This is a genomic window from Pseudomonas sp. DWP2-2 (genome assembly GCF_049897065.1).
GTDB lineage: Bacteria > Pseudomonadota > Gammaproteobacteria > Pseudomonadales > Pseudomonadaceae > Aquipseudomonas > Aquipseudomonas paracarnis.
Map to the genome: position 1 here is coordinate 513797 of NZ_JAFCVN010000002.1, position 12264 is coordinate 526060.

General features: G+C 61.7%; 15 protein-coding genes. 8 read left to right on the plus strand and 7 right to left on the minus strand.

What is annotated here, in order from left to right; translation table 11 throughout:
- Positions 1 to 37: 37 nt before the first annotated feature.
- Together cynS and ACP7CZ_RS06410 are read right to left on the minus strand one after the other, a co-directional pair.
- Positions 38 to 508 carry a cyanase gene (gene cynS / locus ACP7CZ_RS06405; protein ID WP_014717475.1) on the minus strand — a complete coding sequence of 157 codons (471 nt, stop codon included), beginning with the start codon at positions 506 to 508 and terminating at the stop codon, positions 38 to 40.
- Between the two features lie 28 nt (positions 509 to 536).
- Positions 537 to 1178 (minus strand): carbonic anhydrase, encoded by a 642-nt coding sequence (locus ACP7CZ_RS06410; RefSeq protein WP_003189587.1) that lies wholly within the window; start codon positions 1176 to 1178, stop codon positions 537 to 539.
- Positions 1179 to 1290: 112 nt separating this feature from the next.
- Between ACP7CZ_RS06410 and cynR the strand changes: the two genes are divergently transcribed.
- Positions 1291 to 2142: a transcriptional regulator CynR gene (gene cynR / locus ACP7CZ_RS06415; RefSeq protein ID WP_197900762.1), complete on the plus strand. Its 852-nt coding sequence runs from the start codon at positions 1291 to 1293 to the stop codon at positions 2140 to 2142.
- A 93-nt stretch (positions 2143 to 2235) separates the two neighbouring features.
- Here the strand turns inward: cynR and ACP7CZ_RS06420 are convergent, their stop codons facing one another.
- The gene (locus ACP7CZ_RS06420) at positions 2236 to 3009 is read right to left on the minus strand and encodes a transporter substrate-binding domain-containing protein (protein ID WP_034126615.1); all 774 of its coding nucleotides are present in this window, start codon (positions 3007 to 3009) and stop codon (positions 2236 to 2238) included.
- 447 nt (positions 3010 to 3456) lie between these two features.
- Between ACP7CZ_RS06420 and ACP7CZ_RS06425 the strand changes: the two genes are divergently transcribed.
- The 5 genes from ACP7CZ_RS06425 (at position 3457) to ACP7CZ_RS06445 (ending at position 8113) form a co-directional block, all read left to right on the plus strand.
- The gene (locus ACP7CZ_RS06425; RefSeq protein WP_181124664.1) at positions 3457 to 4827 is read left to right on the plus strand and encodes a glutamine synthetase family protein; all 1371 of its coding nucleotides are present in this window, start codon (positions 3457 to 3459) and stop codon (positions 4825 to 4827) included.
- A 100-nt stretch (positions 4828 to 4927) separates the two neighbouring features.
- Complete coding sequence (locus ACP7CZ_RS06430) at positions 4928 to 5527, plus strand: class I SAM-dependent methyltransferase (RefSeq protein WP_294155936.1); 600 nt, start codon at positions 4928 to 4930, stop codon at positions 5525 to 5527.
- Positions 5528 to 5649: 122 nt separating this feature from the next.
- Positions 5650 to 6783, plus strand: a complete 1134-nt coding sequence (gene rnd / locus ACP7CZ_RS06435; RefSeq protein WP_294155939.1) for a ribonuclease D — start codon at positions 5650 to 5652, stop codon at positions 6781 to 6783.
- A complete protein-coding gene (locus ACP7CZ_RS06440) occupies positions 6780 to 7073 on the plus strand; it encodes a YcgL domain-containing protein (protein WP_003189597.1) in 294 nt (97 codons plus the stop codon). The genes rnd and ACP7CZ_RS06440 overlap by 4 nt, the downstream gene beginning before the upstream one ends.
- Positions 7074 to 7180: 107 nt before the next feature.
- Positions 7181 to 8113, plus strand: coding sequence for a D-2-hydroxyacid dehydrogenase (locus tag ACP7CZ_RS06445; protein WP_054919992.1), 933 nt, complete (start codon positions 7181 to 7183; stop codon positions 8111 to 8113).
- 140 nt (positions 8114 to 8253) lie between these two features.
- Here ACP7CZ_RS06445 and ACP7CZ_RS06450 read toward each other — a convergent pair whose 3' ends face one another.
- Positions 8254 to 8847 carry a nitroreductase family protein gene (locus ACP7CZ_RS06450; RefSeq protein WP_294155964.1) on the minus strand — a complete coding sequence of 198 codons (594 nt, stop codon included), beginning with the start codon at positions 8845 to 8847 and terminating at the stop codon, positions 8254 to 8256.
- Between the two features lie 153 nt (positions 8848 to 9000).
- Here ACP7CZ_RS06450 and ACP7CZ_RS06455 point away from each other — a divergent pair, with 153 nt between their 5' ends.
- Together ACP7CZ_RS06455 and ACP7CZ_RS06460 are read left to right on the plus strand one after the other, a co-directional pair.
- Positions 9001 to 9450, plus strand: a complete 450-nt coding sequence (locus ACP7CZ_RS06455) for a YcgN family cysteine cluster protein (RefSeq protein WP_003172524.1) — start codon at positions 9001 to 9003, stop codon at positions 9448 to 9450.
- Between the two features lie 13 nt (positions 9451 to 9463).
- A complete protein-coding gene (locus tag ACP7CZ_RS06460) occupies positions 9464 to 10684 on the plus strand; it encodes a hypothetical protein (protein WP_057975680.1) in 1221 nt (406 codons plus the stop codon).
- 82 nt (positions 10685 to 10766) lie between these two features.
- Here the strand turns inward: ACP7CZ_RS06460 and ACP7CZ_RS06465 are convergent, their stop codons facing one another.
- The 3 genes from ACP7CZ_RS06465 to ACP7CZ_RS06475 form a co-directional block, all read right to left on the minus strand.
- Positions 10767 to 11117, minus strand: a complete 351-nt coding sequence (locus ACP7CZ_RS06465; protein WP_014717485.1) for a YgaP family membrane protein — start codon at positions 11115 to 11117, stop codon at positions 10767 to 10769.
- 67 nt (positions 11118 to 11184) lie between these two features.
- Positions 11185 to 11652, minus strand: a complete 468-nt coding sequence (locus ACP7CZ_RS06470; RefSeq protein WP_003189607.1) for an RNA methyltransferase — start codon at positions 11650 to 11652, stop codon at positions 11185 to 11187.
- Between the two features lie 159 nt (positions 11653 to 11811).
- Entirely contained in the window at positions 11812 to 12186 is a 375-nt protein-coding gene (locus ACP7CZ_RS06475) for a YajD family HNH nuclease (protein WP_054898999.1), read from the minus strand.
- Positions 12187 to 12264: the final 78 nt, after the last annotated feature.

Genomic DNA, 12264 nt, shown 5'->3' on the forward strand with positions numbered 1-12264 from the left:
TGTTGGTGTGCCAAGAGCGTAGACGGTTGGCGGCAAATCAGAAGGGTTTGGTCGGCAGGTATTTACCGTCCAGGGTGATGACCGCACGGGAGCCGCCGTCCGGGTCTTCGACTTTCTTGATGTCCAGCTTGAAGTTGATGGCGCTGATGATGCCGTCGCCGAATTGCTCATGCACCAGGGCCTTCAAGGTAGAGCCGTAGACCTGCAGCATTTCGTAGAAACGGTACATGGTTGGGTCGGTCGGTACACCGCTCGGGAAGCTGCCGCGCAGTGGGACGCTTTGCAGCAGTCGGCTGGCGTCCTCGTCAAGGCCGAGTTTGCCGCACACGATGTCGGCCGCCTCCTTGGGCAGCGGGTGCTGGCCGAGCAGGGCTGCGGTGACGAATGCCAGGCTCAGCCCGGTGCCGTCGGTGAGGTCCTGCCACGACAGGTTTTTGCGTGCCTTGAGGTCGATAACGGTGTCGGCCAGGGCCAGGCGTGGGGTTTGGGCGAATTGGGATTGCAACATGGTGACGTCCTCTTGGGTTGAATAAGGTTCAGGCGGCGTGGGCGCGGGTGCTGGGGTGGTCGAGCAGGGAGACGAAGCGCCCGGTGTGCCCGTCCAAAGCGTCGATGCCGCCGGTTTCGATGTCGTACACCCAGCCATGCAGGTTCATCCGGCCTTGTTCCAGCGCCAGGGCGACCGAAGGGTGGGTCTTGAGATTAGCCAGTTGGGCGACCACGTTTTCGCGCACCAAGGCATCCAGGCGGGCAGCGTCCGAGGCATGCGTACGGGCTGCATTGATCACCTTGGCCGACTCGGCATGGCGCAACCAGTTGGCCACGGCGGGCAGGTGGTCCAGGCATTTGCAGGTAGAAATTGCAGTCATTGCACCGCAGTCCGAGTGCCCGCAAATCACAATGTCGCTGACGCCCAGCACCGCTACGGCATATTCGACTGTGGCCGACACGCCTCCCGGTTCCGGGCCGTAGGACGGCACTATGTTGCCGGCGTTACGGATGACGAACAGGTCACCGGGTTCCTGCTGGGTCAACAGCTCGGGGACTACGCGGCTGTCAGAGCAGGACACGAACAAGGTGCCGGGGTTTTGCGTGGTCGCCAGGTGTTTGAACAAGTCACTGCGAGGGGTAAAGGCTTCACGTTGGAATTTGCGAAAGCCGTCGATGAGATGCTGCATGGTGGTTCTCCTTGCGTCGCTGATGGGGCAAGGATGGAAGTTTTCGGTTATAGCGTCCAAGACCGGTTTATTATGCTTTCTATAAGTCATGCCTATAGTTGGAGCGCTGCCCATGCTGTTGCGTCATATCCGTTACTTGCTGGCCGTTGCCGAGCATCGCAATTTCACGCGTGCCGCCGAGGCGCTGCACGTGTCGCAGCCGACCTTGTCGCAACAGATCAAGCAACTGGAAGAAAGCCTGGGCGCGCCACTGCTGGACCGTTCCGGGCGCAGTGTCAGCCTGACCGACGCGGGGCAGGCCTATGTGCGTTATGCGCGGCTGGCCTTGCAGGATCTACAGGCCGGCACCCGCGCCATACATGACGTGCAGGACCTGCGCCGGGGGCATTTGCGCCTGGCCATGACGCCGACCTTCACCGCCTACCTGATCGGCCCGCTGCTGGCACGCTTCAATGCGTCGTATCCCGGCATCACCTTGAGCATTGAGGAACTGACCCAAGACCGCATCGAAGCCGCCCTGGGCGAGGACCTGCTGGATATCGGCATCGGCTTTACCGGCGAGCATGGGCTGGAGATCGACTGTGAGGCGCTGTTTGTCGAAGAGCTGAGCCTGGTCGTCAGTGCCAGCCATTCAGAACGCACACAACCAGCCTGGCTCGAACAACCCCTGGTGCTACTGAACACAGGCTTCGCCACCCGCCGCTATATCGACGACTACTGCCACCAACAAGGGGTTAAACCGCAGATTGCCATGGAGGCCAACTCCATCAGCGCGATCATCGAAATCGTGCGCAGCACGCCCCTGGCAACCATCCTGCCCCGCGCACTGGCCGAGGCTCAGGCGGGCCTGCATGCCGTGGTGATCAATCCACCGTTGCCGCAGCGCACCGCGGCACTCCTGAGCCGCAAGGGCGCGTATCGCAGCGCTGCGTGTGCGGCGTTTGTAGCGTTGATCAAGGCGTAGGACCGGGCTGACGCCCCAGGATCCCAATGTGGGAGCTGGCTTGCCTGCGATGACGGCCGGACAATCAAGACCGATCTACCTGACACCCCGCATTCAAGGCGCAGCCAACCACTGCCCCACAATCCCCGCATACGCCCCCGTCGCCACACTCAAATGCAACCACTGATCCACATAACTCTTCCAGGCCACATCATCGCGCGGCAGCAAAAAGGCTTTTTCACTGTACTGCATCGGTTGCTCCGGGTTGACCGCACACAACCCAGGCTTGAGCTTCTGCTGATAACGCGCCTCGCTGGCGTCGGTAATCATCACATCGGCTTTGCCCGCCAGCAATTCATCAAAAATCGTCACGTTGTCATGCAGGCGAATCTGCGTCTGGCCCAGGTGCGCACGGGCAAACACTTCATTGGTGCCACCGGCGGGTTCGATCACTCGCACCTGGGGCTGGTTGATCTGTTCCACCGTCTGGTAGCGCTGCACATCGGCGCAGCGCACCAGTGGGATCTTGCCATCGACCCCGAGAGACTGGCTGAAGAAGGCTTTTTTCTGACGTTCCAACGACACGGAAATTCCGCCCACCGCGATGTCGCAGCGTTGGGTCAGAAAGTCCGGCATCAGGGTTTTCCAGGTGGTGGGCACCCAGTTGATTTTGGCGTTGAGGCTCTTGGCCAGGGACTCGGCCATGGCAATGTCGATACCTTCATAGCCGCCGTCGCTGCGCAGCGAGGTGTAAGGCTTGTAGTCGCCGGTGGTACACACGGTGAGGGTGCCGCGCGCAATCACGTCGTCAAGGCGAGATGCAGCGGTGTCGGCCTGGGCGACATTGGCCAGGCTTGCCAGTACACAGAGGGCCAGAGGCGCTTTCATGGAGTCGAATCCTTAGGGCTCGGTTGAAGCAGCCATAATGCCCGTTTTTTGTAGGAACGAGCTTGCTCGCGAAAAAGCTGTGTGCGCCGCTGTGAACCAGGCACCCCGCGTTATCGTTAACGATCTTCGCGAGCAATCTCGCTCCTCCAGACAGAATGTTTAGCCAAACTGCAACCAAACTCCATCAAGCCTGAATTTACCCGTGTAACCTCGCGTGTGACGCTCCAGTCTCTCTATCACTGTGAACCGCGCATGCACGCTTGCCCCGACACTCACACCGCGACATTGCCGTCTGCGCTTGCGTTCTGGGCCTTGTTCCATTGCCGACACGCGCGCCCGCCAGATACCTCTCTCCTACGTTGATCTACCCCAAGGATGACGCACACCTGTGCGCATCTGCCCGGCGGCGCCTGCGCGCTTGCCTGACGCAAACGTATGAGAATTCCCATGAGTGTTTTTGCCAGCCTGCATGAAGCCCAGACCTTCCTTGAACAGAACCCCGACATTGAAATGTTCGAGCTGTTTATCCTCGATAACAACGGCGTACCGCGCGGCAAGCTGCTGCACCGCGACGAACTGCTGGCGGTGTACGAAAGTGGCCGGCCTCTGCCCAGTACCATCCTCGGCCTGACCATCAATGGCGATGACGTAGAAAACTCCGGGCTGGTCTGGGAGGTGGGGGATATTGACTGCCGCGCCTACCCGATCAGCGGCAGCTTGCAGCGCATGCCATGGCGCTTGATCCCCACCGCAGCGGTGCAAGTCAGCATGCACCCCACCGAAGGTCTGCCCGCCACCGTGGCCGACCCCAGGCACCTGCTGGCCAATGTTATCGAGGCGCTCAAGGCCGACGGTTATTACCCGGTGATGGCGGCGGAGCTGGAGTTCTACCTGCTCGACCAAAAGCCTGACAGCAACGGCCGCCCGCAACCGGCGCGGGATGTGGATGGCAATCGCCCGCGTTCGACGCAAGTCTACGGCCTGCGCGAACTGGAGCAGATCGAGCCGTTTCTTGCCGACCTCTACAGCGCCTGCAAACTGCAAGGGATTCCGGCGCGCACAGCTATCTCCGAGTACGCGCCGGGCCAAGTGGAAATCACCCTCGAACACCGCACCGACGCGCTGCAGGCGATGGACGAAGCCGTGCGCTACAAACGCCTGGTCAAGGGCGTGGCGCACAAACATGGAATGAGCGCCTGTTTCATGGCCAAGCCGTTCGACGACCTGGCCGGCACCGGCATGCACATGCACGTCAGCCTGGCCGATGCCCAGGGCAATAACCTGTTTGCCAGTGAAGCGACCGACGGCACGCCACTGCTGCGCCAAGCCGTGGGCGGCATGCTCAGTACCTTGCTCGATTCACTGTTGATGTTCTGCCCCAACGCCAACTCTTATCGACGCTTCCAAACCAACAGCTATGCGCCGCTCGCTGCCACCTGGGGCGTGGACAACCGCACCGTCAGCCTGCGCGTGCCCGGTGGCCCGGCTCTATCCCGGCATATCGAACACCGCATCTGCGGTGCCGACGCCAACCCCTACCTGGCGGCTGCTGCGATCCTGGCCGGGATTCATCGAGGCATCCGCGAACAGCTCGACCCTGGCGCCCCGGTGCAAGGCAACGGCTACGCCCAGGCCAAGGAACTGCTGCCCACCGACTGGCTGACCACCTTGCGCGCGCTGGAAACCTCCCGCTGGGCACCGGATGCGTTCGGGCGCGAATTCCTAAGCGTTTACCTGGCGGTCAAACGTGCCGAATACCGCCAGTTCATGGGCGAGGTGGGGGAGCAGGATTGGCGGTGGTACTTGCATCAAGCGTGACCGGTTTTAGCGGTGTGGGCTTTCGACCTTTTTTTCACGTTGCGAAGGTTAAGCTGCGGATCAAGGTCGTTCACTACCGTTTCATTCACATGAGCCCGCGATGTCGCCACAACCTCCATCCTCCATCGAGACCGAATTCACCGAGCGCTATGACCGTGAGCATGCCAGGGGCTGCGGCGACCCGCGTCCGCCCAGGCTGTTGCAGCGCATGTCGGCGTGGCGCGATGCGCGGTTGGTACGCCAGGCCCTGAAAGTGGCGGGCGAGCCAGGGCTTATCCTCGACCTGGCGTGCGGTTCCGGGCGCTTCTGGCCGGTGCTGGCCGAACACGTCAACCGTGTGATCCTGGCCTCGGACAACTCCCAGGCGATGCTCGATCACGCGCGCACCCATCACCCGGGTACGTTGCTCAAGCGTGTCAAAACATTCCAGGGCTCGGCGTTTTCCATTGGCCTTTCGGCGAATGCGGTGGACTGCATTTTCTGCCTGGATTTGTTTCGCCATGTGCCCGGCAGCGATGCACGACTCATGTTATTGCATGAGTTTCACCGCGTCAGTCGCGACACGGTGATTGTTGCCGTGAACGTGGGCACGCCGGTAGAGAGCGAGTTTCGCCAAGCCGGCTTCAAAATCCTCAATTACCAAGAGTTCCTGCCGGGCTCGCGGCGATGGTGCGTCTACGTTTTGCGTAAGAGAGGATAACGCCCGTTTGTCGGACTATTCTTCATCTCCTGTCGGAGTTTTCATGATGGCGTGTGCACTGCGGATGCTCGCAAGCCCCTTTCGCGATATATACTGCGCGCCATTCTTCAAGGGAGAGCCGTGTGGCCATCGATATTCACTGGATCTGCGACAACGATAGCCTCGGCCAGCATTGCGCCGAATGGCAGCAGTTGCCATTCGTCGCCCTCGACACCGAATTCATGCGGGTCGACACCTTTTACCCTATTGCCGGGCTGATCCAGATCGGTGATGGCGTGCGCGCTTACCTGATCGACCCCCTGACTATCGACAATTGGCAACCCTTGGCCGCCTTGCTGGAGAACCCGGCGGTGATCAAGGTGGTGCACGCCTGCAGCGAAGACCTGGAAGTGCTGTTGCGCCTGACTGGCAGCTTGCCAGTGCCGTTGTTCGACACCCAATTGGCGGCGGCGTACCTCAACCTCGGTTTCTCCATGGGCTACTCGCGCCTGGTGCAGGCGGTGTTGGATATCGAGCTGCCCAAGGGCGAAACCCGCTCCGACTGGCTGCAGCGGCCATTGTCGGAGACGCAGGTCAGCTACGCCGCCGAAGACGCGGTGCACCTGGCCGAGGTTTACACCCGCCTGCGCCCGCAACTGTCGGACGATAAATACGCGTGGGTATTGGAAGACGGCACCGAACTGGTGGCCAACCTGCGCCGTGAGATCGACCCCTACGAGGTGTACCGCGACGCCAAGCTGGCGTGGAAGTTGTCCCGTGCCCAACTCGCGGTGCTGCGTGAACTCTGCGCCTGGCGCGAGCAGCAGGCCCGTGCCCGCGACTTGCCGCGCAACCGCATCGTTCGCGAACACTCTCTGTGGCCCCTGGCCAAATCCCAGCCGGATAACCTCGCCGCCCTGGGCAAGATCGAAGACATGCACCCGCGTACGGTGCGCCAGGACGGCCAGTTCCTGCTGGACCTGATCAAACGCACTGCCAGCCTGCCCATGGACCAATGGCCGCCTGCCGTGGCAGAGCCGTTACCGGTGGACGCTGCAGCGTTGATCAAGCAACTGCGGGCCCTGGGCCAAACCTTCGCCGAGCGCCTGGACATGGCGCCGGAACTGATGCTGCGCAAGAAAACCCTCGAAGCCCTGGTTAAAAGTGGCTACCCCGATGGGCCTTACCAATTGCCAGACTCGCTGCGTGGCTGGCGCCGCGAGTTGATGGGCCAGGCGTTGCTCGACAGCCTGGCCAATGCCGGAGAACAGCCTTGAAACGTATTTGCTCCATCTACCGCAGCAAGAAAAAAGACGGCATGTACCTCTATGTGCTCAAAAGCGATGCCCTGGAGCGCGTGCCCGAGCCGTTGATGGAAGCCTTTGGCAAGGCGCATCACGCCTTTGACATGGTGCTGACGCCGGAGCGCAAGCTGTCGCGCGAAGACATCGCCGTGGTGCTGGAAAACCTCGACAAGCAGGGCTACCACCTGCAAATGCCGCCGGCCGAGGACGAGTACATCGAGCACTTGCCCGAAGAGCTGCTGCGCCGCAACGACCCGATGTGATCGACCAGTGCCCGCTTCAGGGCACAGCTTCAATGGAATCGTATTAGAGGACGGTGGCCGTAAGGATGCGGGCGGCCGTCTGCACTGTTTTTTCAAAGGTTTGAACCATGCGTGTTCTGATTGCTGAACAGGATCATCCGCTCTACGCCCAATTGCTCAGGGACGCCGCCCCAGACCTCGAAGTGCTGACCAGCGGCGACTCGGCCGAACTCTCGCGCCTGGCCGCCGACTGTCCGGTGTGGCTGGGCCAGCCCGATCTGTTGGCTACCCTGCTGCGCCAGGGCCATCATCCGCAATGGCTGCAATCGACCTGGGCGGGCATCACGCCACTGCTGGCCGATGGCTTGCCACGCGACTACCGGCTGACCCGCGCGGTAGGCATTTTTGGCCAGGTCATGGCCGAGTTTGTCCTCACCTACATGCTGGGCCACGAGCGTGAAGTGCTGGCGCGGTTGGTCAGCCAGGTGGAGCGCAAATGGGATAACCGCATGGGCCAGAGCCTGGCGGGGCGTAAGGCGCTGATCGTCGGCACCGGTGACATCGGCCAGCGCGTGGCCGAGTTTCTGCTGCCGTTCGGCGTGCAGTTGTATGGCATCGCCAGCCAGGCCCGCGAGCAGGCACCGTTTATCGAAGTGGCGGGGCTCGACCAGTTGGGCCGGCTGGTGGGGGAGGTGGATTACGTGATCAACCTGCTGCCCAACACGCCTGATACCCATGACCTGTACGACGCGGCGCTGTTCAAGCAATTCCAGCCCACCGGGTTGTTTATCAACGTCGGACGCGGCGTGGCGGTGGTGGACGCCGATCTGGTCGAGGCGCTCAAAGAAGGGCACCTGGCCGGCGCGGTGATCGACGTGTGCCGCCAGGAGCCCTTGCCGCAACGCCACCCGTTCTGGACGGCGTGGGGTTTGCTGTTGACCGGGCACAGCTCGGCCCCGACCTCGCCGCCAATGATGGTGGAGTTGTTTGTGCAGAACCTGCGGGCGTATCAGGCCAAGCAAGCGCTACGCGGGGAAGTGGATTTCGAGCGCGGGTACTGAAGAGCTTGCCCGATGGCCTCATGTAGGAGCGAGCTTGCTCGCGAAAAACTCACAGGCGCCGCGCTTATTCAGAAAGTGCGCGTCATCGTTGACGTTCTTCGCGAGCAAGCTCGCTCCTACAGAGGATGAGAGGGCGATGCTTAGAGACTGAAGTTCCCCTCGGACACCAGCTCGCTCAACGGCTTGCGCGGGCTCGGCATTTCGCGCCCTTGCAGGTACTCCGGCAAACTCGACTTGTCACCCAGCTTGCCCACCGCCACGGCCGCATGCAGCGCATAACCCTGGGGAATCTTCAGCTCCTTGCGGGTCAGTTCCTGGTCGAAACCGGCCATGCCGTGGGTGTGCCAGCCACTGAGGCTGGCTTGCAGCGCCCGGTGGCCCCAGGCCGAGCCGGTGTCGAAGGTGTGCCACAGCGCCGGGGTTTCTTCGGTAGCACCCGGGGCGATGAAGTCGGTTTTCGACGCGATGATGATCAGGGCCGACGCATGCTGCGCCCAATTGCGGTTGAATTCATTCAGCAGGCCCAGGAAGCGCTCCCAGTCCGGCGTGTCACGGCGCGCATACAGAAACCGCCACGGCTGCGAGTTGTAGGCCGAAGGCGCCCAGCGTGCTGCTTCGAAGAAACTCAGCAGCGTCTCCTGCGGGATGCTCTCGCCGGTAAAGGCGCGGGGCGACCAGCGCTCGGTGAATTGGGTGTGGATCGGATAATCGGCAACACGGGGGTTATTGCTCATGGACAGACCCTGATGAAAAAAACGGGATTCAAAACTACTGCGCCCACCCAGGCCTGACAAGTCTTGCAACACCGTCAGTCGTAAGCGCTTGGCCCCAACGGGCTTGGGCACTAGACTGGCGGCCTTTTCACCTTCCGATACTGATGCAGAGCCATGGCCGCCAAAGTCGAACCTTTCTGGATACGCAAAACCCTTGAGCACCTCGACCAAGAGGAGTGGGAGTCATTGTGCGACGGCTGTGGCCTGTGCTGCCTGCAAAAGCTTGAGGATGAGGACGACAACAGCGTCTATTACACGCGTATCGCCTGCAAACTGCTCGACCTGAAAACCTGCCAGTGCACTGATTACCCCAACCGCCGCGCCTCGGTGCCTGATTGCATTCAGCTCACACCGGGCCAGGCCGATCAGTTCAAATGGTTGCCGCCGACCTGCGGTTATCGCCTGGTCAGCGAGCGCAAGGACTTGCCGCTGTGGCATCACCTGGTCTGCGGCGACCGTGACGCGGTGCACCATGAACGCATTTCCCAGTCCGGGCGCATGCTCAGCGAAGGCAGCGTGCCCGAGGACGACTGGGAGGATTACCTGATTTTCCGCGCAGGCTGAATGAGGAGTGTGTATGAAGGTGGCCGCCAAGTGGGCAGCGGGCCTGGTCGTGCTGGCGCTGAGCGGGCCGGGCTGGTGCGCGAAGAAAGTCGACCTGGATTACCACATCAAGCTGTTGCCCCAAAGCCAGCAGGCGGAGGTGCGCGTCAGCCTGTCCCAGGGCGCGGCGGTGCGCAGCCTGAACTTCGACCTGGGCCGCGACGGTGACTACAGCGACTTCAAGGCCGATGGCCAGTGGCAAGTCACGGGCAACCGTGGCCTGTGGCAACCCAGCCCTGACAAGGCCAGCCTGACCTACCGGGTGCGCCTGGCCCATGCGCGCAAGCCCGGCGTGTATGACACACGCATCACGCCCGGCTGGGCGTTGCTGCGCGGCGAAGACCTGGTGCCGGCCGCACGTCTCGACCAGCAAGACGGCGTCGAGCTGGTCTCACGTCTGATGTTCGAACTGCCGACGGGTTGGAAGAGCGTCGAAACGGCCTGGCCGCGCATCGGCCAGAACAAATTCCGCATCGACAACGTGTCCCGCCTGTTCGACCGTCCCACCGGCTGGATGCTGGCGGGCAACCTCGGCAGCCGCCGCCTGCGCCTGGGTGAAACCGACGTCACCGTGGCCTCGCCCAAGGGCCAGGGCATGCGCCGCATGGACGTGCTGACGTTGCTGACGTTTGTCTGGCCCCAGGTGGAAGCCGCGTTCCCGCGCCATCCCGGCAAACTGTTGATTGTCGGTGCCAGTGACCCGATGCGGCGGGGCGCTTATTCGTTACGCGATTCGATCTACCTCAACAGCCGCACGCCGCTGGTGGGCGAAAATGGCAGCAGCCCGTTGCTGCGCGAAGTGGTGCAGGCCATCGGACGCTTCAATGACCACGACAGCAGCGACTGGATCAGCGAGGGCTTGGGCGAGTACTACGCGATTGAGCTGATGCGACGTGCCGGTGGCATTACCGATGAACGCTATGCGGCGATCCAGGCGCGGCTGACCAAAGAAGGCAAAGACGTCACCACTCTCAAAGGCGAGCACGTCAACGGCGCGAGGCTGGCGCGTTCGGTGGTGGTATTGCAGGAGCTGGACCGTGAGATCCGCGTGAAGACCCACAACAAACGCTCCCTGGACGATCTGGCGCAGGCGTTGATGCGGGTGAACAGCGTCAACACCAAAGAATTCGTGCAGTTGGCCGAGAGTGTGATCGGTGAGTCGTCGGTGGTACTGGACAGCAAACTGCTGCGCTGATCCAAACCCCTGTGCAATTCAAAATGTGGGAGGGGGCAAGCCCCCTCCCACATTTGAATCTCCAGCATGTCCAAGTCTCAGGTCAGGCTTTAGGTTTCACCGCCTTTTCAGCCGCCACTTCGGCCTTGGTCTTCAGGTTCTTCAACTCTTCACCGGCCCGTTCGATCTTGGTGCGCACGCTGTTCATTTCCTGGCGGCCCTGTTCCAGTTTGTCCTTGAGCGAACTGTGCCCGGTAAAGCCACGGGCCAGTGCCACGCCACCAATCGCCACCTGGATCAAGCCGAAAATCCCGCCGCGGCGCAAGCCTTTACCCACCATCATTACCCCGCCGGCCACCGAGCCGATGCGCTCCCAGCCATGCACGTTCTGGGTGGGTTGAGGCTTCAAGGGGGCGGCTTCGATGATAGGTCGCAAGGTTTTGCTGTCGCTCATGATCAGTCTCCAACAAGGGCAAGTGTTATTAGCTGACTGCGCGCATGTGCCGGATGTTCCCGCAATGTCAGTACTTGGGGCCCGAACGGGTGTTATTGCCCTTGGCCAGGCGGTCATAGAGCACCACGTTGACCGTGGCCGCCAGGTTCATGCAGCCGGTGGTGGGGATGTACACCACGTCCTCGCACCAGTCGCGGATCTCTTTGTCCAGGGAGCCGTCTTCGGGGCCGAAGATATACAGGGCCCGGTCGGGGTGGGTGTATTCAGGCAGCGGACGGGCGCCTTCGACCAGTTCCACGGCCACCGGAATGCAGCCCAGGGGCAGGATCTTTTTCAGGTCGTCGATGCCGATCAGCGGGATATCGTGGTGCACCTTCTTGGTGTCGGTGATGAAATCCCGGGCGCGCTCGTAACGCACGCCGGTGTAGAACACCGAGGCCACGCCGTAGCAGCCGGCGGCACGCATCACCGAGCCGACGTTTTCGGGGGATTTGGGGTTATACAGACCGATGCAGCTGTAGCGTTTATTGCCCACGGGGAAGGGTGCCTTGAGAAAAACGGCGATTATACGGCCTGGGGGGATGCAGTGCTTGGGCGATCGCATCGCGGGCAAGCCCGGCTCCCACGGGGAAATGCATTCCTACTGTGGAAGCTGGCTTGCCTGCGATGAGGCCGGAACAGGCAAAGAAGAACGTTAGTCTTCCTTCTTCATCAACCCCGCCAACGCCGCAAACGGGTTGTGCGTTGCCTTGGCAATGCTCGGGCTGCTGGTGGAGCCTTCGCCGAAGTATTGCTGGTCGGTGTAGCGCGAGTGTTCGTTGTCGTGGCAGTACAGGCACAGCAACTCCCAGTTGGAGCCGTCCTGGGGGTTGTCATCATGGTTGTGGTTGCGGTGGTGGACGGTCAGTTCACTCAAGCGCTTGCCGGAAAACTCACGGGCGCAGCGGCCACACACGTGGGGGTACATCTTCAAGGCTTTATCGCGGTAGCCCATTTCGCGGTCGCGCTGGGCATCGGCGAGGATGCGGTCCAGCTTGGCGGTGTGGGAGGGTGGGTTATTCGAGCTCATCATGGCTCCTGGCTATTATTGGGTGGTTCACGGACAAGGTTGATTCTAGCCGCTCCCACAGGGGATTGGCGCTATTGA

Excerpts from the sequence above, each read along its gene's own strand:
- ACP7CZ_RS06420 (WP_034126615.1), bottom strand. The coding sequence starts at position 3,009 with ATGAAAGCGCCTCTGGCCCTCTGTGTACTGGCAAGCCTGGCCAATGTC.
- ACP7CZ_RS06430 (WP_294155936.1), top strand. The coding sequence starts at position 4,928 with ATGTCGCCACAACCTCCATCCTCCATCGAGACCGAATTCACCGAGCGC.
- ACP7CZ_RS06445 (WP_054919992.1), top strand. The coding sequence starts at position 7,181 with ATGCGTGTTCTGATTGCTGAACAGGATCATCCGCTCTACGCCCAATTG.
- ACP7CZ_RS06410 (WP_003189587.1), bottom strand. The coding sequence starts at position 1,178 with ATGCAGCATCTCATCGACGGCTTTCGCAAATTCCAACGTGAAGCCTTT.
- ACP7CZ_RS06450 (WP_294155964.1), bottom strand. The coding sequence starts at position 8,847 with ATGAGCAATAACCCCCGTGTTGCCGATTATCCGATCCACACCCAATTC.
- cynS (WP_014717475.1), bottom strand. The coding sequence starts at position 508 with ATGTTGCAATCCCAATTCGCCCAAACCCCACGCCTGGCCCTGGCCGAC.
- ACP7CZ_RS06475 (WP_054898999.1), bottom strand. The coding sequence starts at position 12,186 with ATGAGCTCGAATAACCCACCCTCCCACACCGCCAAGCTGGACCGCATC.
- ACP7CZ_RS06425 (WP_181124664.1), top strand. The coding sequence starts at position 3,457 with ATGAGTGTTTTTGCCAGCCTGCATGAAGCCCAGACCTTCCTTGAACAG.
- ACP7CZ_RS06455 (WP_003172524.1), top strand. The coding sequence starts at position 9,001 with ATGGCCGCCAAAGTCGAACCTTTCTGGATACGCAAAACCCTTGAGCAC.
- ACP7CZ_RS06460 (WP_057975680.1), top strand. The coding sequence starts at position 9,464 with ATGAAGGTGGCCGCCAAGTGGGCAGCGGGCCTGGTCGTGCTGGCGCTG.
- ACP7CZ_RS06465 (WP_014717485.1), bottom strand. The coding sequence starts at position 11,117 with ATGAGCGACAGCAAAACCTTGCGACCTATCATCGAAGCCGCCCCCTTG.
- cynR (WP_197900762.1), top strand. The coding sequence starts at position 1,291 with ATGCTGTTGCGTCATATCCGTTACTTGCTGGCCGTTGCCGAGCATCGC.